This window comes from Thermoanaerobacter ethanolicus JW 200 (assembly GCF_003722315.1).
Lineage (GTDB): Bacteria > Bacillota > Thermoanaerobacteria > Thermoanaerobacterales > Thermoanaerobacteraceae > Thermoanaerobacter > Thermoanaerobacter ethanolicus.
In genome coordinates this window covers 2,364,618-2,386,082 of record NZ_CP033580.1, presented here as the reverse complement: position 1 = coordinate 2,386,082, position 21,465 = coordinate 2,364,618, and the positions used below count along the sequence as shown (strand labels likewise).

Below are 21,465 nucleotides of genomic sequence, written 5' to 3'. Positions count from 1 at the left end.
AAAATACATGAAAGTGCATAAAAAGACCCCGCATCAAATGGGGTCTTTATAAATATTAGAAATAATGATAATGCTAAACTAATTTTAAAAGGTTTGTTTAGCAGTATCAATGGTTATTTCTAGAATAGTTCTAAACCATGGAAATTTCTCTTTCCTCATGTCAAATGGGAACGTTCTTTTATGAATTTTGTAGTTCCAGTGTTCAAAAAACTTATTCCTTTGTATATTTTTCGCTGAACTATTCGATTCCAAATTGTCGATTTAACCCGATTGCTCATTTCTATCTTTTTTTCCGCCTTGTTCATTTACCGACAGGAATTAACGCCCAAGTGTAACATTGACATAGCTATTCCATGCATTAACAACATGAGGTTCATCTTCGCATTGGGTTACGATAAAATATCTATCTGGCCTTTCTAAATTACTCATGGAAGACTTTTGTATTAAAATGTTTTAGCAACTTCCTGAGCTCGTTTGGTTGCCTCTGACACTATTTTTTCTACATCTTCTCCTATTATATCCAGTCTTTCTGCTACTATAGTTTCTACTACTTCAATTCCCATAAAGGTAAGTATTGCCTTTATATATCTGTTTGCCATTTCAAATCCTGAAAAAGGTCCATGAGTGTATTCCCCGCCAGTGGCCATGATGTGGACAGCTTTTTTGCCCTTCATCAGCCCCACGGCCCCTTGCTCTGTATATTTGAATGTTATACCTGATACTGTTATATAGTCGATGTAGGCTTTTAAAATGGAGGGAATACCTAAGTTCCACATAGGAGCAGCTATGACGTACTTGTCAGCTTCTGCAAATTGATAAGCATATTTTAATATTGGATGATCCTTTGAGCTATCAGTTTTGGGTCCAAAAATGCTGTTGATGTCATCCAGTGTCAAAAAATGTATTTTTTCTTTGTATAGATCCAAAGTGATTATCTCATCTTGAGGATTATATTCTTTATAGGTCTTTATAAATTGTTCAGATATCCTGAAAGTCCTTGATGCATCATCATTTTTGGGATTTGCTTTAATATACAATAATTTGCTCATATTTAGTCTCCTTTCGTGCGAAAAATTTTTGGTTAAAAAATTGACTTTTGAGCACTTGAATATGTATGCTGAATAAAAATCTTTTGCTATGCTCTATATAAAATACCTCAGAAAATGAATTGTCTACTGATTTATAATTATGTCGCTGGGCGTCTTTGAAATTATGCATGGAGTTTTATACATTTTTAGTATTGAATGTTCACAAACAAAATATGTCTCCTTGTTCAGATGGAAGCTACTGTGGCTTTATCCAGTGCTTTCTATTAAGAAATTAAATATGTTTCTTATATTCCACCTCCAGGCATTGATGTTTTTTTGACGTTCGGGTAAAATAATATCAAATAAAATTACTTTTCGCAAGTACAACAATTTTTCATACGTAGTATAAAAAAACGTACTAAAGGGGTGTAAAGATGGAATTAAGAAAAGGATTGTTAAATGTAAAATGTCCTATAGCTGTTACTCAATACGTGGTAGCTGGCAAATGGAAGCTGGTCATAATATGGCAGCTACGAGAAGGGCCTAAGCGTTTTAATGAGCTGAAAAGGCTTTTGCCTGATATAAGGCAGGGATACTTGACGCAGCAGCTAAGGGAATTAGAGAGGGATGGCCTTGTACACAGAGAAGTGTATAATGTGGTACCACCCAAAGTGGAATATTCACTGACTGAAATAGGTATTAAATTTCTAGAAGTCATGGATAAAATGCATGAATGGGGTAGTGAATACATTAAATTTTTAGAAGGGAAGATCGACTCGCAGCAAAATGCTACAGAATAACAGCATAACGTGAATATATCCATTGACATTAATTTAAGATTGTGATACCTTAAAAAGAGAAAATTTATAATTCTTATCGTAATACTCGGAATTAAAAGGAGGCAAAAAGTTATGCCTAAAAGACAAAACGAAATTTATGAGGATATAACCCAGCTTATAGGCAATACACCTATGATTAGGTTAAATAAAATTGTTCCTGAAAATACAGCGGAGGTCATAGTAAAATTAGAGTCTTTTAACCCAGGTGGAAGTGTTAAGGACAGAATTGCATTAAATATGATAAAAAGAGCTGAGGAAGAAGGAAGATTAAAACCTGGTGGGACAATTGTTGAACCTACCAGTGGAAATACAGGTATTGGTCTTGCGATGGTTAGTGCTGTAAAAGGGTATAAGTTGATTCTTGTAATGCCTGATACGATGAGTATAGAACGACGAAATTTACTTTTGTCATATGGAGCAGAGCTTGTTTTAACACCCGGTGCAGAGGGCATGAAAGGAGCCATAAAAAAGGCACAAGAAATTTTGGAATTAAATCCTGATTATATAATGTTAGATCAGTTTAAAAATCCTGCGAATCCAGAAATACATGAACTTACAACGGCAAAAGAAATATTAAAAGATACAAATGGAGAAATAGATGCATTTGTAGCAGGTGTAGGTACAGGTGGAACAATATCCGGGGTAGGAAAAGTTTTAAAGCAATATAACAAAAATATAAAGATTTTTGCAGTTGAACCGGAAGAATCTCCTGTATTGTCAGGCGGCAAACCTGGACCTCATAAGATACAAGGAATAGGAGCTGGATTTATTCCTGACACATTAAATCTTGACATTATCGATGGAATTATAAAGGTAAAAGAGAGAGATGCTTTTGAGATGTCAATGATACTTGCAAAACAAGAAGGGATTCTTTGTGGTATTTCTTCAGGCGCAAATGTTTTTGCGGCAATTGAAGTTGCAAATCGCCTCGGGAAAGGAAAACGGGTTGTAACTGTGTTGCCTGATACTGGGGAAAGATATTTAAGTATGCACAAAGTTTTTGAATAAAAAAAGCAGAATATGAACAGATACTAAGAAATAGAAAATAATAGAGAGAGGCGATTTTTGTGGATAGAATTTATTTAGACAATGCAGCGACTACTCCAGTTGATAAAAGGGTATTAGAGGCGATGTTACCATATTATAGTGATGTTTTTGGTAATCCATCTTCCACGTATTCATATGGTCAAGAAGCGAAAAAAGCTATGGAAGAAGCGAGGGAAAAAGTGGCAAAAGCGCTGGGTGCAGATGCAGACGAAATATATTTTACCAGTGGTGGGTCTGAGTCTGATAATTGGGCATTAAAAGGTGTAGCATATGCGTTAAAAGATAAGGGAAATCACATTATTACAACGGAAATTGAACATCATGCAGTACTTAATACTTGTCGATATCTTGAAAAAGAAGGATTCAAAGTAACATATCTTCCAGTTGACGAATATGGACTTGTAAAACCTGAAGATTTAAAAAAGGCAATTACAGATAAAACAATCCTTGTTTCTATAATGTTTGCCAATAATGAGATAGGTACGATAGAGCCAGTTGATGAGCTTGTCAAAATAGCTCATGAGAAAAATGTATATTTTCATACTGATGCTGTGCAAGCAGTTGGTAATATACCAATAGATGTAAAAAAATTAGATGTTGATTTGTTATCTCTATCTGCCCATAAAATATATGGACCTAAAGGCGTGGGAGCATTATATATAAAAAAGGGTGTAAAGATTCATTCGCTTATACAAGGTGGAACACAGGAAAGGAATAGAAGAGCGGGCACAGAAAATGTTGCAGGAATAGTAGGACTGGGGGAAGCGATAGAGCTTATCACGAAAAATTTGGATTCTCATATAAATAAACTTACATTTTTAAGAGATAAACTTATAAATGGAATATTAGAAAAAATACCATATGCGAGGTTAAACGGGCATCCAACAAAAAGGCTTCCAGGCAATGTTAATGTATCATTTGAATTTGTAGATGGCGAATCCCTTATTTTAAACTTAGATATGGCAGGAATATGTGCTTCAAGTGGTTCAGCATGCACTTCTGGTTCACTTGAGCCATCTCATGTGCTTCTGGCAATTGGGCTCTCAAAAGAATTAGCTCGAGGGTCTTTGAGACTTACAATAGGTAAAGATAACACAGAAGAAGATATAGATAAGGTTTTAGAAGTACTTCCACAAATTGTTAAAAGATTAAGGTCAATATCACAGATTGTATGAGAGAATCTACAAGGAGGTTAAAAAATTTTTTTATGAAAAAGAATAACAGAGTAGTTGTGGGAATGAGCGGAGGTGTTGATAGCTCTGTTTCAGCGTATCTTTTAAAAGAGCAGGGATTTGATGTTATAGGTGTTACGATGCAAATATGGCAGGACAAAGATGAGGAAGCCGTAAGAGTTGAAGGCGGCTGTTGTTCATTAAGTGCTGTTAATGACGCCAGAAGAGTAGCAAATAAGATTGGTATTAAATATTATGTAATGAATTTTAAGGATGTTTTTAAAGAAAAAGTAATAGATTATTTTGTAGATGAATATTTAAAAGGTAGGACTCCCAATCCCTGTATTGCTTGCAATAAATATATAAAATTTGAAGAACTTTTAAAAAGAGCCTGGATGATAGATGCATATTATGTAGCAACAGGCCATTATGCGATTAAAGAGTACGATGAAGAAAGAAGAAGGTATTTATTAAAGAAATCTGTAGATACTTCCAAAGACCAGACTTATGTACTATATAATCTTACTCAAACTCAGCTTGAGCATATTTTGTTTCCACTGGGTAAATATAAAAAAGATGAGGTCAGAGAGTTAGCTAAAAATTTAGGCCTGCCTGTTGCATCAAAGCCAGACAGTCAAGAAATTTGTTTTGTAACTGATAATGATTATGGAAAATTTATTAGAGAAAATGCCAAAGAAGAGATAAAACCAGGAGAATTCCGCGATACGAGAGGTAGATTTTTAGGTTATCATAAAGGGATTATACATTATACAATAGGACAACGGAAAGGTTTAGGAATTTCTGTTGGCAAACCCCTCTATGTTGTCGATATTGATGCAGAAAATAATGTGGTAGTATTAGGATACGGTGACGAAGTATTTGGGGATGAACTCATTTCCTATAATAACAACTTTATTTCAATTGACAAACTTGAAGGAGAGATGAGAGTAAAAGCAAAGATACGGTACACTGCAAAAGAGCAGGATGCAGTAATACGACCACTTGAAGATGGGAGGGTTTTTGTGAAATTTGACAATCCACAAAGGGCTATTACACCAGGGCAGTCAGTAGTTTTTTATGATGGAGATATTGTTGTAGGAGGGGGAACAATAGAAAGAAAAGTTAGATAAAATTTCTGAATCTCCTTTTATGTGGAAGAATTTCCTATAAGAATACTGAGAGATGAAGAGGAGATGAAAATATGGCCGAAAAAGCTAATTTAAAAATAACAGGGATGTCTTGTGCAGCCTGTGCAACAAAAATAGAAAAAGGGCTTAAAAGCTTAGATGGAGTTTTAGATGCAAATGTAAATCTTGCGATTGAAAAAGCAACGGTTATATATGATCCAGATAAAATTAACATATGCGATATTGAGAAAAAAATAGAAGATATAGGATATGGTGTAATAAAAGATAAAGCAGAGCTTGCACTTGTGGGTATGTCCTGCGCATCATGCGCTGCCAAAATCGAAAAAACCTTAAAAAACCTGCCTGGTGTAAGCAATGCATCAGTTAATTTTGCGACTGAGACAGCAATTGTCGAATATGATTCAAATGAAGTTGATACAGAAAAAATGATTAAAGCGATAAAAGATATAGGATATGATGCAAAGGAAAAAACTGGAGTAGGTATTGATACAGGAAAAGAGATAAAGGAGAGAGAAATAAATACATTAAGGAAACTTGTAATATATTCAGCGATTTTAACTGTGCCGTTAGTAATATCAATGGTTTTTAGAATGTTTAAAATTTCAGGAGGAATACTTGATAATCCGTGGTTACAGGTATTTTTATCTTCACCTGTTCAGTTTATCGTAGGTTTTAGATATTATAAGGGTGCGTGGAACAATTTAAAAAATATGACGGCAAATATGGATACTTTGGTAGCTATGGGAACATCTGCAGCGTATTTTTATAGTTTGTACAATGTATTTACCAAACCCTCTCATGAGATACACAATTACTTGTATTTTGAGGCATCAGCAGTTATTATAACGCTTGTAACATTAGGTAAGCTGCTTGAAGCTACAGCCAAGGGAAAAACATCTGAAGCAATAAAAAACCTCATGGGACTACAAGCAAAGACCGCAAGAGTGATAAGGGATGGGCAAGAATTAGATATACCTATTGAAGAAGTCAAAGTCGGGGATATCGTTGTTGTAAGGCCGGGCGAAAAAATACCAGTTGACGGTAAAATAGTTGAGGGTAGTTCCACAATAGATGAATCTATGATAACTGGTGAATCTATTCCTGTAGAAAAAGGCGTTGGTGATGAAGTAATTGGCGCTACGATAAATAAAACAGGAACGTTTAAATTTGAAGCGACAAAAGTGGGTAAAGATACGGTACTATCGCAAATTATTAAAATGGTAGAAGATGCCCAAGGATCAAAAGCGCCAATTCAACAAATTGCTGATAAAATCTCTGGTATTTTTGTACCCACAGTTATAGCCATAGCTGCTACCACATTTTTAATTTGGTATTTTGGGTATGGAGATTTTAATGCGGGCATAATAAATGCAGTATCAGTACTTGTAATTGCCTGCCCGTGTGCGCTTGGACTTGCAGTTCCCACTTCTGTGATGGTAGGGACAGGAAAAGGAGCAGAAAATGGTATACTCATAAAGGGAGGAGAACATCTGCAGAGGGCAGGGAAAATAACGGCAATAGTATTTGATAAGACTGGGACGATAACAAAAGGAGAACCGGAAGTTACAGACATAGTAGCTCTTGGAGATTTCACCGAAGATGAGATTTTGAAAATTGCGGGAATTGCGGAAAAAAATTCTGAGCATCCATTGGGACAAGCAATTGTCAATAAAGCAAAAGAAAAATTCAAAATATTGGAAGACCCTGAGAAATTTGAGGCTATACCAGGCTACGGTATATGCATTACGATAAATGAAAAAGAGTTTTATATTGGCAATAGAAGGCTCATGGACAGACAAAATATTGATATAACGTCAATTGAAGATAAGGTCACAGAACTAGAATCACAAGGTAAAACAGCAATGATATTGGCATCTCACGACAGAGTTTATGGCATTATAGCTGTTGCAGATACCGTAAAGAGTGACTCGGCAAAAGCTATTAAAGAGTTACAAGCTATGGGTATCGAAGTATACATGATTACGGGAGATAATAAAAGGACTGCTGAGGCAATAGCAAAACAAGTTGGTATAAAAAATGTGGTGGCAGAAGTATTGCCAGAACATAAAGCTGAAGAGGTTATGAAGCTTCAAAAAATGGGAAAAGTAGTTGCAATGGTGGGAGATGGTATTAATGATGCTCCTGCTTTAGCTACTGCGGATGTTGGCATAGCGATAGGTACAGGTACAGATGTGGCGATAGAAACCTCAGATATAACGTTGATAAGTGGAAATCTTATGGGTATTGTGACCGCCATAAAATTAAGCAAAGCTACCATGAGAAATATATATCAAAATTTATTCTGGGCTTTTGTATACAATACAATCGGCATACCATTTGCCGCAATGGGCCTTTTAACTCCAGCTATAGCAGGAGGGGCAATGGCATTTAGCTCAGTATCAGTTGTATCAAATGCCTTGAGATTGAGAAGATTTAGGGAATGAGTTTGGAATTGTCCAAACTCATTTTTTCGCTTATTTCTGTTGCTACTTCAGTCATATGACTGATTGGGTTTAATGCTTTGTTTGAGATGATTATTCCTCCTAAAATTGCAATTGCAATTAAAATTGGAAGCATAATAGTTTAATGGATCATCCGGTTATGAGTTATGAGATTATAAATAAGATGAAGGTTATGGAAAATATCGCAAAGATAATACGTCATCATCACGAAAAATATGATGGCAAAGGATATCCTGATGGATTAAAAGGTGAGAAGATACCTTTAGGTTCACGAATAATAGCCGTGGCTGATGCTTTTGATGCCATGACTTCTAAAAGGCCTTACAGAGATTCATTTACAATGGCTCAAGCTATTGAAGAATTGAAGAAAAATGCGGGAACACAGTTTGATCCTAAAATTGTTGATGCGTTTATATCTGTAATAGAAAATTTGGGAATTGATTATTAAAATTTTTTAATTTCTTTTTAATGAAAATCTAATTTTCCTTTAAGACTTCACCTCTATAATATTTTGTGAGGTGAAGAAACATGAATTTGACACTTTTTCACATGATAAATGGCTTAGCAGGCCATAATATTTTTTTGGACAAGATTATGACTTTTATTGCTGTGTATTCTCCAATTTTGTATGGGATGCTTATGTTGGTTCAGTGGTTTATGGGCGGTGATAAGGGTAAAAAGGCTTCTATGAACGCCTTTTTTGCAGCTATTATTGCACTAGGGTTAAATTTAATAATTTCAACTATTTATTTTGAGCCAAGACCTTTTGTACACCATAAGGTTAATCTTTTGGTAAAACATCCTGCAGATGCTTCTTTTCCGAGTGACCATGCGTCAGGAGGCTCGGCTTTATCTTTTACAGAGCTTATGTATGATAAAATTATTGGCAGTATAATGATGGTTTTAACTCTATTACTTTTATTTGCAAGAATATATGTGGGAGTACATTATCCACTGGATGTCATAGCCGGCTTTATAATAGGATTTATAAGCAGTAAAATTTTAAGAGATCTTGAAGGAATACTTAGTTCTGTTGAAGAGTATATTATAAAAATATGGCATAAAATATTTGCATAAACACAGGAAAAGTCCTGTGTTTTTTATGCTATAATAATAACAACTACTTATGAGGAGGGCGGGAATGTGAAAGCAATAAATGGTGGAATAGATGAAAAACTTTTTGAAGAGCTTTTAAAAATAAATAGGAGTACTAATTTTCATCAATTAATAGGGGTGCATGTAGCAGAATTAGGGAAGGGTTATGCTGTTACAAAAATGGAAATTGAAGAAAAACACTTAAATCCTTTTGGCATTGCTCACGGAGGCGTGCTTTTTTCTTTGATGGATATTACAATGGGTATGGCAGCTCGCACAGTTGGAAAGCAAGTGGTGACTCTTGAAATGAATATAAATTATGTTTCACCTGCAAATTTGGTCGACAAAGTAAAGGCGATTGGAAAAATAGTACATGCTGGCAATAAAACTACTGTTGCAGTTTGTGAGGCTTACACAGAAGAGGGGAGACTTTTGGCTGTAGCTAGAGAAACTTTTTTCAATATGTAATACATTATGTTTAAGAATTGTTTTTATGGTATAATTTTGGTAAGAATAAACATATAAAGGGGTGTTTTTTATGAATTTTGACAGTTTTTTGTATAACACAAGGCCATTTTTAAATTACCTTTTTGATTTTTATAGCAACCTGGAAGAAAAAAGTTTAAGCAGTGTGATATACAATGCTGGTGGAGAGGATAAGGTTTCAGTTTTGGTTGTGAATATGCTAAACGGTTTTTGTAAAAGCGGTCCATTAGCTAGTCCAAGAGTGGCAGGCATAATAGAACCTATAAAGAATTTATTAAAGGCCTGCTACAGAATGGGGATAAAAAATGTGTTCTTTTTAAATGACGCTCATCCTTCAGATGCAGTTGAATTTGGAGAATTTCCACCTCACTGTGTAAAAGCCACCTATGAGGGTGAAATTGTTGACGAACTGAAGGAAGTAATTGAAGGGGAACCTGTGATTGTGGAGAAAAATTCGTTGAATGTGTTTTTTGGAGGGGAATTAGAAGGCTGGAATGAGTTTTTGAAGAAAGTTGTTGAAATGATAAAGGAAGGAAAATCTACTTTTATTGTAGTGGGAGATTGCACTGACTTATGCGTTTACCAGACGGCTATGTCTATAAAAATGATTGCAAATGCCAATAATCTTAAAGTAAATGTAATTGTACCGGAAAATTGCGTTGAAACCTATGATACATCTGTAAAAACTGCCGAGTCCCTCAAGATAATGCCTCATGATGGCAATTTGATACATACCATGTTTTTGTATCACATGAAATTAAACGGTATAGAAGTTGTAAAAGAGCTTCTTGAGGAGTGACAAAATGCAGTACTTGGTAAGGGCATATTTACCACCTAAATTATTCTTTACGAGAGAATAAAAGCCCCATAAGGTCTAAAAAAATTCCAAGTGTCTTGCTGTTTTTGAGCCCTTGTAATAAACTTTTATTTTACAACGCTTCGCGTGAGTCATTAAAAAGTACTCATCATTTACGTGCGCCCGGCATGGGCGATAGCTAGGCGGTGAAAGTCCGCTGTGGGCTTGGTAGTGGGAACCACTAGCCAAGAGCAAGGGTGTCCATCGTGAGGTGGAATCTGAAGGAAGCTTAAGGCAAAATCTCGGTCTGATGAACAAGAACCAGATAAGAGGCTGAATTGGGGTGGATGAGTTTGCGTAACAAAACGAAGTCCAACACTACCCGAATCCCATACAGTAAATCTGGCAGATATATGAGATGAAAGTTATCGTTCTTACCCGGGGAGGTCTCAAGGATAAGTCATGGAAGTAAAATCTGAAGTGACAACCCATGCAGTGATGTATGGCTGAACCTTGAGAAGTCAGCAGAGGTCATAGTACTTATCTAGACATGAATAGATAAGGAAGGACCGAACGTTAGGAGGTTTTGAAAATCTTATGGACTCGAAAGATATGCAGAGACTGCAGACAACTCAACAAAGAGGCTATCCGTTGAATAGAGAAATGGAATTTCAAAAGACAACGGAAGTGCATAGTATATCATCGGCGTCGGAAGATGGAAGAAACGAGGTACAAAGATATACCGGCAAGATGCTTGAAATGATAGTAGAACGAGGGAACATGGAAGCAGCATACAAGCGCGTTGTTGCAAATAAAGGAAGCCATGGAGTCGATGGGATGGAAGTAGATGAACTTCTACCGTATCTCAAAGAAAACTGGCCAACCATAAAACAACAACTGCTGGAGGGGAAATACAAACCACAACCAGTGCGAAGAGTAGAAATTCCCAAACCAGATGGAGGAGTAAGACTCCTAGGAATACCTACAGTACTAGACAGACTAATACAACAAGCAATAGCCCAAATACTAAATAGAGTCTACAACCATACATTTTCTGATAGCAGTTATGGATTCAGACCAGGACGCAGTGCAAAAGACGCAATAAAAGCCGCAGAAGCATACATAAATGAAGGATACACATGGGTTGTAGATATGGACTTAGAAAAGTTCTTTGACAGAGTAAACCACGACATAATAATGTCCAAACTAGAAAAGCGGATAGGAGATAAAAGGGTACTAAAGTTAATACGAAGATACCTAGAATCAGGAGTAATGATAAACGGAATCAAAATATCAACAGAAGAAGGGACACCCCAAGGAGGGCCATTAAGTCCCCTATTAGCAAACATAATGTTGGACGAACTAGACAAAGAACTTGAGAAACGAGGGCATAAATTCTGCCGATATGCAGATGACTGCAACATATATGTAAAAAGCAGGTCTGCAGGAAACAGAGTAATGAAGAGCATAAAGAAATTCATAGAAAGCAAATTAAAACTAAAAGTCAACGAAGCAAAAAGTGCTGTAGATAGACCATGGAGAAGAAAATTTCTTGGATTTTCATTCTATACAAAAGAAAACGAAGTAAGAATAAGAATCCATGAAAAATCCATCAAAAGGTTTAAGGAAAAAGTAAGAGAAATAACCAATCGGAACAAGGGAATAAGCATGGAAAACAGAATAAAAAGACTAAATCAAATAACAACAGGATGGGTCAACTATTTTGGATTAGCAGACGCGAAAAGCATAATGAAAACCCTTGACGAATGGATAAGGCGAAGACTAAGGGCATGTATATGGAAACAATGGAAGAAGATAAAAACGAAGCATGATAACTTAGTAAAACTAGGAGTAGAAGAACAAAAAGCCTGGGAATACGCCAATACAAGGAAAGGCTACTGGAGAATATCCAATAGCCCAATCCTAAATAAGACTCTTACAAATAAATACTTTGAAAGCATAGGTTATAAGAGTTTATCCCAAAGATATCTAATTGTACACAATTCCTAATGAACCGCCGTATACCGAACGGTACGTACGGTGGTGTGAGAGGACGCTGAATAAAATAATTATTCAGCTCCTACTCGATTCTATGTGAATTTTCAATTACTTCCGTAAGATACTCGATTTTAGGGGAATAGGAGAGAATTACCTCAAAGTGAGATAACGTGTGGTTTAAATATGTTTATATCCCTTCGGGAAATTTTTATTTATAAAATCTTGACACTGTTCCTTTATTTGTAATATAATTGGAATTGAGCAAATAAATTTTCTAAAATATTTCAAAGATGTATGTGTGACGTAATATGAAAGTTTGTGACTAAAATTTAATAAATAGTTACTAAATTTAAAAATTAGGGGAGAGATGAGTAATGATGAAGAATAAGAGAATTAAAAAATTTATTGGTTTAGTCTTATTAGCTTGCTTATTGTCTGCTTCAGTGGTTTTTGCTGAAGGTAAGAATGATTTGCAAATCAATGAGCAATACGTTAAGCCCAGTGCCGAAATGGATAAGAAGGCTATTGAAAAATTAAATATGTTTAAAGAAAGACTAAGAATGGCAGAAAATACGAAAACAAATAATGATAATTTAATTATACAGAGTTATCCTGATATTCCTTCATCTAAACAGCTAAGTACTAATGGTTATGTAGGTCAACCTAATAAATATACATGTGGTCCTACATCTGCACACAATTTATTACTTACTTTGGGGAAGAATGTTTCAATAGATACATTAAGTAATGAATTGGGAACAACTCAGGATGGTACACCTTTTGATACAAACAGATGGTCAAATGTATTAAATGGACATATAGGAAGAAGTTGGTACGTAGGAATGTGGAGTCCTAATATTGATAGTTTATGGACAGCGTTTGTAGGGGATATAATAGATGGATATCCATTGATTTTAGATACACATATTTCTTCAAGTACGGCTATATTACCTGGTTATGAAGGAGATCCTAATATCAATGTATGGCATTATGTTACTGGTGTAGGCTATAGTGGTTATTATAATGCTATGCATTACGTTACATATTTTGATCCTAATGTATTTCGTCAGGGTGCTTATGGATTGCATACAGTTGAAGTGAGTGTTATGCAAGCAGCGGTTAGAGACAGAGGGATTATTTATTAATAATTCTGCATTTTTTGATGATTTAGTAGTATAAATAAGAAAGAGATGTTGTGCATCTCTTTTATTTTTTGAAATACAAAATTTTTAAATTATTGTTTAAAATTATCTTACAATCGTATTGTACGAAATTGTCGTCTTATTTTAGCCTTTGTTCATGAATGACATTAAAATGGGATGAATTCAGCGAGAAAGTGGGATTTAAAAACTTAATTAACTTAATTATAATTGTAAGATATTTGAGGAGGAAGTGAGTTTTATGAAGAAAATTACAATAATTTCATTAATTTTATTTTCAATTTTATTATCTTCCTGCTATGTAAAGACTAGTGAATTAGCGTCCAATAGTCTTGATATTAAAAAGGCTGTCTCTCTCCCACAAAACACAGTCCCCGTGGGATTTGATAAATATGAAAAGAGAGTGTTGCTGATGATAGAAGATAAAAATCAAAAAATAGAACTGGGTTTTTATGACCTTAAAAACGGCAAAATTGAAGCTCTGGTAAAGCCTGTTGATTCTAATAAAAACATACATAATGCCGTTACAGACGGAAAGTACGTCGCATGGGTAGAGGCATCGGATAATTTAATAAGAAATGATTGGTCAATATATGTAAAGGATTTAGCAAGTAGTTCTGTTACGAAAATTGATTATGGGAAATTGGATACTGAAATAAGTTCAAAAATACCTTTCAGTCAGGAGCCCAAGCTATCGCTAAATGAATCAAAACTTGTGTGGTCTACTTATGAATTGGAAAATGATAAAATTCTATGTTCCCTGATTCTGTATGATTTGAAAAAAAACAAAAAAGACACGATAAGAAGCATAGACGGATTGGGGAAAAGCTATATTGGGCATCCAAAAGTTTTTGGCGATTTTATAGTATGGCATGAAGGAAAAATTGAAGGGCAATCTGAGGTCGGAGAAGTCTATCTTTATAATATTGCGAACGGCCAGATTGTAAAAATAAGCGATAATGGAGTTACTCCAAATATTTACGGAGAAAATATAGTGTGGGTATCGGATAAATCCCGTATAATGCTCTACAATATAAAAAAGAAAAATATTGTAGAGATTACAAGGGGAGGTGGTATTGAAGAGAGATGGTTACCGTCGCTGAATGATGAGTATGTTACATGGTATGATAGTATGGGCAAAGTGGAGTTATATAACATTAAGTTGGCTAAAATTCAAATCCTTCCTGTCAAAACTAATAATGCATCTAGGATATTTGATAATATACTAACATGGATTAAATGGGAAAATGATAAAACTACACCGCAATTTCTTGTACTCCCTACTTAATGTCTTGCACTTTTGAACTCAATTTTATGTCGCTAAGATGTCTATTTCCCCAAAAGGGGCTTTTTTTATTTCTATGATTATGCCTATTTGTGAGAGTAATAAAATTCCATATTGACTTTAGGAAATTTTAGTATATAATATTAGTAGAGATATTAGGACGGATGTCCGAATTAATTTTGAAAGGGGTTATATATATGACAAGTTTGCTTGAAAAATCTATCAATTTTGGTTTGGGATTATTTGCATTATCGCGAGAGAAAATAGAAAAAATAGTAGAAGAACTTGTAGATAGAGGAGAAGTTGCAAGAGAAGATGCACAAAAAATGGTAAAAGACTTGGTAAAAAAAGGTGAAGAACAGAAGGAAGAATTGAGAAAAATGATTAAAGACGCAGTTGCTGAAACGTTAGATTACATGAACATCGCCAAAAAGGAGGACATTGTTAGTAAAGAAGATATAAGAAATATTGTTCGTGAAGAAATTAAAAAAGTGCTGGAGGAAATGCAAAACACAAAGAAATAAGTAACTATAAAATTTTGATGACAGGTGTGAAATAATGCAACATTTAAGAAGATACAGAGAAATAGTGTTTGTATTTATCAAATATGGGTTTGGTGCTATAATTGACAATATTGGAATTTTAAAACATATAAATGTAAGAAGAAAAATCTTGAAGCAAACAAATGATGAAAATATTGCGAAACTTTCCCGTGGAGAAAGATTAAAACTTGCTCTTGAAGAATTAGGACCTACTTTTATAAAAATGGGGCAGATTTTAAGCACAAGGTCTGACATTTTGCCAAAGGATGTTATAAAAGAATTGGAAAAATTACAGGACAAAGTTCCTGCTTTTTCTTTTGATGAGGTGAAATCAGTTATACAAAATGAATTTGGCGAAAGTTTGGAGGAAGCCTATGCTGAATTTGAGCCTACTCCTTTAGCGGCTGCTTCTATAGCACAAGTTCACAAAGCTTTGTTGTGGTCAGGCAAAACTGTTGTTGTCAAAGTTCAAAGGCCAGGGATAGAAAAAATCATAGCCCAAGATATGAAGATATTAGAAGATATTGCCAAATTTGTTGATAATCATACAAAATATGGCAAACTATATAATTTTACAAAAATGGTAGAAGACTTCAAAAAGAGATTGGAAGAGGAATTAGATTTTAGAATAGAGGGGGAAAACGCAGAAAAGTTCAAAAAGAATTTTTTAAAAGACAAAAAAGTCAAAATTCCTTCTATAATCTGGACCCATACGACAAGACGTGTATTGACGATGGAATACATTGATGGCATTCCGTTAAATGATTTTAATGCAATTGATGAGGCTGGATTAGACCGCGGTGCAATTGCAAGAAACCTTGCAAAATCTGTATTGAATCAGATTTTAAGGGATGGTTTTTTTCATGGAGACCCTCATCCGGGAAATATTATGGTGCTAGGGGATGGGACAATAGCATTTTTAGATTTTGGAATGGTAGGTAGCTTAAGCCCAGAAAGAAAAAGGCAGTTTTCTAAAATGTTGTTGGGGATTGTTTACAAAAATAGCAGGATGATTACTGAAAGCATTATAGATTTAAATGCTGTGACTCTAAATGTTAATATGAAAAAGCTAGAAAAAGACATAAATAATTTGCGAGATAGATATGTTGAAATACCATTAGAAAAGCTCAAAGTTGGGGAAGTCCTCAATGGGATATTTGACCTTGTATTTTCGTATAATATTGTAATTCCCAATGAATTTAATATGCTGGCTAAAAGCCTTATAACGTTAGAGGGAATAGTAGAAAAGTTAGATCCTAAAATTAGCGTTTTAGAAGTGGCAAAACCAATTGCAAAGCAGTTGATACCTAAAATGTTTTCTACTCAACATATGAAAGAAGAGATAATAAATGCCACAATGGATTATAGCAGATTGATAAAAGAGTTGCCATCATTTTTATTGAATTTTTTAAGGAAAACAGAAGAAGAAAATTATGCTGTAGAATTGAAAATAAGAGACTTTGAAAATTTAGAGAAACGGGTTGATAAGGTATTTAATCGACTTTCCACCAGTATTATACTTTTGGCTTTAAGTATTGTTATTGCAGGGATTTTAATAGGGTCAGGAATGAGTGCTAATGCTGGTGCAGAAATGTATAAGCTTAATGTGATAATTTTAAAGATTGGTTTAGCAATAGCTTTTGTCATAGTTTTAGGTTTAGCAATTTCTATTTTCCGATCTGGGCGGCTTTGATAAATAAACTTCAAAAGGGGAAATCCAAGATGGAAGAAAGAAACCAATCGCAAAGAATATTAAATGCTGCATATAAGTGTATTTCAACTAGAGGATATGCTAATGTTTCCTTAAGAGACATTGCAGAGGAAGCTGGTGTTGTATTAAGCCAATTGCATTATTATTTTGGCAGTAAGGAAGGACTTTTTACGGAGGTAATAAAGATGATGATAGATAAATATTTAAAAGAAATAAATGAAGCTTTGAGTGTTGGAGAAACTGCAAAGGATAAGATGCTATCCTTAGTGAAATTTTTTAAAGACCTGCTTAAAAATAATCCGGGACTTTTTAAACTGTTGTACGACTTTACAGGTTTAGCCATGTGGTCCTCTTCTTTTAACAGTTTATTAAAGGATTTGTTTAGTGATTTGTCTAAAATGATTGAGGAAAAAATTTTAAGTAACAGTGCTTTAGGAGAGAATTTTAAAAATTATTCTCCACGAGCAGTGGCGAGAATGATACTTGGTGCAATGTTTGGTACGGGAATTCAAGTGATTTTAGATTCTAATGAAAATGAAATTTTGGATGCGTTAAATGCCATACAAATTATCTTTGAGTAGAAATGGTGATGAAAAATGAGACCAAAAGTAGGACTTATACTGGGCGGTGGAGCAGCAAGAGGATATGCGCACTTAGGTATACTAAAAAGATTTGAAGAAGAAAATATTCCTATTGATTTTATAATAGGCATAAGTATGGGAGCAATAATAGGAGCAATCTATGCTTCAGGACATAATGTAGACAAACTTATAAATGATGCAAAAAAGATTAATATGTTAAAATTTTTAAGTTTATTGGATTTTAAAGCCTCACAAACCGGCTTAGTAAAGGGTGAAAAAATAGAGAAATACTTGCGGGGTTATGTGAAAGAAAGTTTTGAGGAACTTAATATTCCTCTATATATTGTGGCTACTGATATTCAAACAGGAAAAGAAATAGTATTTTCAGAGGGAGACTTGATAAAAGCTATAAGGGCAAGCATTTCTATCCCCGTCTTTTTTGAACCCGTGGAGTACAATGGAACCAAATTAGTTGATGGGTCAATTGTTGATTCTGAGGCAATAGAATTAGCAGCTAAATTGGGTGCAGATATAATTATAGAATGTGATGTGAGCTCTAGCATAGATATGGGAGTTTTTGAAAAAACCTTTTATTCTTTAGCTAATAGTGATAGGTTGCTGCCTCTAAAAAAATATTTCAATTTAAAAAGAACATTGCCCGAAATCATATCTATTACAGCTACAACTATGAAGTTATTAAAAGACAGCTCTAACAAAAATTCTGAAAAAACAGAGAGGGGTAAAAGAGTCTATACAATAAAACCTAATGTTAATAATATTCGCTGGTATAGGTTTGACCAGGCGGGAAAATGCATAAATATGGGATTTGAAGCTGCCGATTCTATTGTTTGGAGAATAAAGAGAGAACTGGAAGTATAGAATAAACAACCCCCATTGATGTGAAAAAAGGAACGGAAAATACTTTTATAGCTTTAAAAATCATATTGAACATCTCATATAATTATGCTCTAAGTTTTAGCAAAAAACATAGAAAAACGGATATTTTTTTTGATAAAGGGAGAAATATTGAATAAATATAAGGAAAAATTCAAAATATTAGAAGATATAAGGGAATTTCAAGCTATATCCGATTTCTTTCCTTGTGGTATAATAAAAATTGGAATAGAAAAAATCTTGACGGGTACATAAAATATTCAAAATTTTGAGATTATTTAATGCACAAATCAAAAGCTGCTTAGACTGGAATAAAACTAATTACAGGAGGTGTAATGTTTCCTTTTGATAGTTTTAGAGTGTAAGCAGCTAATGAAGAGGTGATTGCCGTGGAATGCCCAAATTGCAAAAGTACGAATGTGGGCAAAATAGGGAATAACCTGTATTTTTGCAGGGATTGCAATTGCGAGATAAAGATAAAAAAGTGTACAGCTGTTGTGAGCATGTATGATTCGGAGGGTTGCATAAGCAAGAGATTTAAAGTTTGTTACAATGCATAAAGGAGGGGTAGTCCCCTCTATTTATTTTGTGAAAAAAAAGTGATATTATAAAATTGCATATAAAGTTTCATTTTGGAATGAAAACAATATATTATTGATAGACTATAGATGGAATAATTAATTAACTTTAAATTTTAAGGAGTGGTACAGTGATTGAGATAGTTGACAAATTGAAGGATATCCTTAGAGAAGGGAAATTGTATTTAAACGAGCCCATGAAAAGACACACTTCTTTTAAAATAGGTGGACCTGCAGATGTGTTAGTTGTGCCAAATAATCGAAAAGAATTATTGGAAGCCATATCTTTGTTGAAACGAGAAAACATACCTTTTTTTATACTAGGAAATGGCACTAATCTATTAGTAAGTGAAAAAGGCATAAGAGGAGTTGTAATAAAATTATCCTCTTTGAGAAATGTAATTGTAGAGGGTAATAGGATAATCGCTGAAGCAGGAGCGCCTCTTTCCTATATTGCCAATGTGGCACTTGTACATGAACTTGCGGGATTTGAATTTGCTAGCGGGATTCCTGGCACTTTAGGTGGAGCAATAGTGATGAACGCAGGAGCTTATGGGCCTGAAATGAAGGACGTGGTAGAAAAAGTAGAGGTTTTAGATGGAGAAGGCAATATATTGATTTTATCAAATGAAGAAATGAATTTTTCCTATAGACATAGCATTATTCAAGAAAAGGATTGGATTGTTTTAAGAGCGTGGCTTAGTTTAACAAAAGGGAAATACGAAGAGATAAAAAGCAAAATGGAAGAACTAAATGCAAAAAGGAAGGAAAAACAACCTTTAGAGTATCCCAGTGCCGGAAGTACTTTTAAAAGGCCACCTGGATATTATGCTGGAAAATTGATTGAGGAAGCAGGACTTAAAGGCTATTCAATTGGAGGAGCTAAAGTTTCTGAAAAGCATTCGGGATTTATTATAAATACTGGCAATGCAACTTTTTACGATGTTTTAAATTTGATTGAGCATATACAAAAAGTAGTAAAAGAAAAGTTTGGAGTGGAACTTGTACCAGAAATAAGAATAATAGGAGAGAAATAGGTGATTTGACAAATGAAAATTTTTGCTGATTATCACACCCATACGGTATACAGTCATGGGAAGGGCACAATAGAAGATAATGTAAAAAGGGCGATAGAAATTGGGCTTGAGGAGATTGCAATCACTGACCATGGACCAGCTCATGTATTTTATGGCTTAAGAAAAGGGGATTTCAAAAAAATGAGAGAAGAAATAGATAAGATTAATGAAAAATATCCCCAAATTAAAGTGCTGATGGGAGTAGAAGCTAATTTAATCAGCTTAGAAGGGGATATTGATATTCCAGATGAACTTATGAAATATTTAGATATTTTGCTTATGGGATATCATGAAGGAGTTATGCCTAAAGACTTTAGAAGTGCTTTACAGCTTTTTGGCAAGAACATAGCAAGTAAATATTTTATTTCCTTGCGGGAAGAGATGAGAGAAAAAAATACTCAAGCGATGATTAATGCTATAAAAAAGTACAAAATTGACATAATAACACACCCAGGGGCTAAAGTAGACATTGATACACAAAAGCTTGCAAAGGCAGCAAAAGAGAAAGGAACGGCTCTTGAAATTAATTCTAGTCACGGTTATATGACAGTTGAATATGTAAAGATAGCTAAAAAAGAGAGGTGCAAATTTGTAATAAACAGCGATGCCCATACGCCTCATAAAGTAGGAGACTTTGAAAGAGGAATAGAAATTGCAAAAGAGGCGGGACTAACAGAAGAAGATATAATAAACGCAAAGGGGTGATATTTTTATGAGGTTTGTAATAATAACAGGGCTTTCTGGTGCTGGAAAAACACAGGCATTGAAGGCTATGGAGGATATGGGCTTTTTTTGTATAGACAATTTTCCACCTGCTCTTCTTCCAAAACTTGCTGACCTTTTTTATCACTCAAAAAATGTTGATAAGGTAGCCCTTGGCATGGATTTAAGAGGTGGCCAGTTTTTTGAGGACATCTATTCTAGCCTTGAGTTTTTGAAAAAAAACAACTACGATTACGAAATAGTTTTTTTGGAAGCTTCTGACGAGGTTTTGATAAAGAGGTTTAAAGAAACCAGAAGAAAACATCCTCTCTCTGAGGAAGGTAGAATAGTTGATGGAATAAATGAGGAAAGAAAGAGACTTGCAGAAATAAGGAAAATTGCCAATAGCATAATAGATACTTCTAATTTAACTTCTTCTCAGTTAAAAGAGGAATTGTCTAATATCTTTTTAAAAGGGAAAAAGTTTAAAGGAATCATAATAGATATTATGTCTTTTGGATATAAATATGGAATACCTCTTGATGCTGACCTTGTATTTGATGTGAGGTTTTTGCCCAATCCTTTTTATATTGAAGAATTAAGACCTTTAACAGGAAATGATGATAAGGTAAAAGAGTACGTGATGAAGTGGGAGGAAGCAAAGGAGTTTTTAAAGAAATTAGGGGACATGATTAAATTTTTAATCCCGTATTATATAAGAGAAGGTAAATCTCAACTTGTTATAGCTATTGGATGCACAGGAGGAAAGCATAGGTCTGTTACTATTGCAAATGCCCTTTATGAGTTTCTAAAAAAAGAAGATTATTCTGTTATTTTGCACCATAGAGATATAGGAGAGGAGTAA

At 34.4% G+C, this 21,465-nt stretch carries 22 protein-coding genes; 20 read left to right on the top strand and 2 right to left on the bottom strand.

Annotated features, from left to right (window positions below):
* Positions 1 to 443: 443 nt before the first annotated feature.
* Complete coding sequence (locus tag EB239_RS11990; protein ID WP_003868068.1) at positions 444 to 1,049, bottom strand: FMN-dependent NADH-azoreductase; 606 nt, start codon at positions 1,047 to 1,049, stop codon at positions 444 to 446.
* Between the two features lie 413 nt (positions 1,050 to 1,462).
* Here EB239_RS11990 and EB239_RS11985 point away from each other — a divergent pair, with 413 nt between their 5' ends.
* The 5 genes from EB239_RS11985 to EB239_RS11965 all read left to right on the top strand — a co-directional run bounded on the left by EB239_RS11985 (position 1,463) and on the right by EB239_RS11965 (position 7,678).
* Positions 1,463 to 1,828, top strand: coding sequence for a winged helix-turn-helix transcriptional regulator (locus EB239_RS11985; protein ID WP_003868069.1), 366 nt, complete (start codon positions 1,463 to 1,465; stop codon positions 1,826 to 1,828).
* 111 nt (positions 1,829 to 1,939) lie between these two features.
* Positions 1,940 to 2,875, top strand: coding sequence for a cysteine synthase A (cysK, locus tag EB239_RS11980; protein WP_003870551.1), 936 nt, complete (start codon positions 1,940 to 1,942; stop codon positions 2,873 to 2,875).
* 59 nt (positions 2,876 to 2,934) lie between these two features.
* Positions 2,935 to 4,089 carry a cysteine desulfurase NifS gene (gene nifS / locus EB239_RS11975; protein WP_003870550.1) on the top strand — a complete coding sequence of 385 codons (1,155 nt, stop codon included), beginning with the start codon at positions 2,935 to 2,937 and terminating at the stop codon, positions 4,087 to 4,089.
* Positions 4,086 to 5,216: a tRNA 2-thiouridine(34) synthase MnmA gene (mnmA, locus tag EB239_RS11970; RefSeq protein ID WP_003870549.1), complete on the top strand. Its 1,131-nt coding sequence runs from the start codon at positions 4,086 to 4,088 to the stop codon at positions 5,214 to 5,216. Before nifS ends, mnmA begins: the two co-directional genes overlap by 4 nt.
* Positions 5,217 to 5,287: 71 nt before the next feature.
* Positions 5,288 to 7,678 carry a heavy metal translocating P-type ATPase gene (locus tag EB239_RS11965; RefSeq protein ID WP_003870548.1) on the top strand — a complete coding sequence of 797 codons (2,391 nt, stop codon included), beginning with the start codon at positions 5,288 to 5,290 and terminating at the stop codon, positions 7,676 to 7,678.
* Here the strand turns inward: EB239_RS11965 and EB239_RS14655 are convergent.
* On the bottom strand, positions 7,668 to 7,811 hold the full coding sequence (locus EB239_RS14655) for a hypothetical protein (RefSeq protein WP_164995798.1): 144 nt from the start codon (positions 7,809 to 7,811) through the stop codon (positions 7,668 to 7,670). The two genes, EB239_RS11965 and EB239_RS14655, sit on opposite strands and share 11 nt — an antisense overlap.
* 24 nt (positions 7,812 to 7,835) lie before the next feature.
* On the opposite strand from EB239_RS14655, the gene EB239_RS11960 reads away from it, so the two are divergent.
* The 15 genes from EB239_RS11960 (at position 7,836) to rapZ (ending at position 21,465) form a co-directional block, all read left to right on the top strand.
* Positions 7,836 to 8,144, top strand: a complete 309-nt coding sequence (locus EB239_RS11960) for an HD-GYP domain-containing protein (protein ID WP_003870547.1) — start codon at positions 7,836 to 7,838, stop codon at positions 8,142 to 8,144.
* Positions 8,145 to 8,224: 80 nt separating this feature from the next.
* Positions 8,225 to 8,773, top strand: a complete 549-nt coding sequence (locus EB239_RS11955; protein ID WP_003870546.1) for an undecaprenyl-diphosphatase — start codon at positions 8,225 to 8,227, stop codon at positions 8,771 to 8,773.
* Positions 8,774 to 8,839: 66 nt separating this feature from the next.
* Positions 8,840 to 9,259 (top strand): PaaI family thioesterase, encoded by a 420-nt coding sequence (locus EB239_RS11950; RefSeq protein WP_003870545.1) that lies wholly within the window; start codon positions 8,840 to 8,842, stop codon positions 9,257 to 9,259.
* Between the two features lie 70 nt (positions 9,260 to 9,329).
* Positions 9,330 to 10,076, top strand: coding sequence for a cysteine hydrolase family protein (locus tag EB239_RS11945; protein ID WP_003870544.1), 747 nt, complete (start codon positions 9,330 to 9,332; stop codon positions 10,074 to 10,076).
* Between the two features lie 594 nt (positions 10,077 to 10,670).
* Complete coding sequence (ltrA, locus tag EB239_RS11935) at positions 10,671 to 12,083, top strand: group II intron reverse transcriptase/maturase (protein ID WP_129545104.1); 1,413 nt, start codon at positions 10,671 to 10,673, stop codon at positions 12,081 to 12,083.
* Positions 12,084 to 12,445: 362 nt separating this feature from the next.
* Positions 12,446 to 13,216 (top strand): C39 family peptidase, encoded by a 771-nt coding sequence (locus EB239_RS11930; RefSeq protein WP_003870542.1) that lies wholly within the window; start codon positions 12,446 to 12,448, stop codon positions 13,214 to 13,216.
* A 256-nt stretch (positions 13,217 to 13,472) separates the two neighbouring features.
* Positions 13,473 to 14,519: a TolB-like translocation protein gene (locus EB239_RS11925; RefSeq protein WP_003870541.1), complete on the top strand. Its 1,047-nt coding sequence runs from the start codon at positions 13,473 to 13,475 to the stop codon at positions 14,517 to 14,519.
* 161 nt (positions 14,520 to 14,680) lie between these two features.
* Positions 14,681 to 15,040 (top strand): phasin family protein, encoded by a 360-nt coding sequence (locus tag EB239_RS11920; RefSeq protein ID WP_003870540.1) that lies wholly within the window; start codon positions 14,681 to 14,683, stop codon positions 15,038 to 15,040.
* 34 nt (positions 15,041 to 15,074) lie between these two features.
* Positions 15,075 to 16,751, top strand: a complete 1,677-nt coding sequence (gene ubiB, locus EB239_RS11915) for a 2-polyprenylphenol 6-hydroxylase (RefSeq protein ID WP_003870539.1) — start codon at positions 15,075 to 15,077, stop codon at positions 16,749 to 16,751.
* A gap of 29 nt (positions 16,752 to 16,780) precedes the next feature.
* A complete protein-coding gene (locus EB239_RS11910) occupies positions 16,781 to 17,350 on the top strand; it encodes a TetR/AcrR family transcriptional regulator (RefSeq protein WP_003870538.1) in 570 nt (189 codons plus the stop codon).
* Between the two features lie 15 nt (positions 17,351 to 17,365).
* The gene (locus EB239_RS11905; protein WP_003870537.1) at positions 17,366 to 18,229 is read left to right on the top strand and encodes a patatin family protein; all 864 of its coding nucleotides are present in this window, start codon (positions 17,366 to 17,368) and stop codon (positions 18,227 to 18,229) included.
* A gap of 129 nt (positions 18,230 to 18,358) precedes the next feature.
* The gene (locus EB239_RS14760) at positions 18,359 to 18,499 is read left to right on the top strand and encodes a hypothetical protein (RefSeq protein ID WP_208638255.1); all 141 of its coding nucleotides are present in this window, start codon (positions 18,359 to 18,361) and stop codon (positions 18,497 to 18,499) included.
* Positions 18,500 to 18,953: 454 nt separating this feature from the next.
* On the top strand, positions 18,954 to 19,859 hold the full coding sequence (gene murB, locus EB239_RS11900; protein WP_003870536.1) for a UDP-N-acetylmuramate dehydrogenase: 906 nt from the start codon (positions 18,954 to 18,956) through the stop codon (positions 19,857 to 19,859).
* Between the two features lie 12 nt (positions 19,860 to 19,871).
* On the top strand, positions 19,872 to 20,603 hold the full coding sequence (locus EB239_RS11895) for a PHP domain-containing protein (protein ID WP_003870535.1): 732 nt from the start codon (positions 19,872 to 19,874) through the stop codon (positions 20,601 to 20,603).
* A gap of 7 nt (positions 20,604 to 20,610) precedes the next feature.
* Positions 20,611 to 21,465, top strand: coding sequence for an RNase adapter RapZ (rapZ, locus tag EB239_RS11890; RefSeq protein ID WP_003870534.1), 855 nt, complete (start codon positions 20,611 to 20,613; stop codon positions 21,463 to 21,465).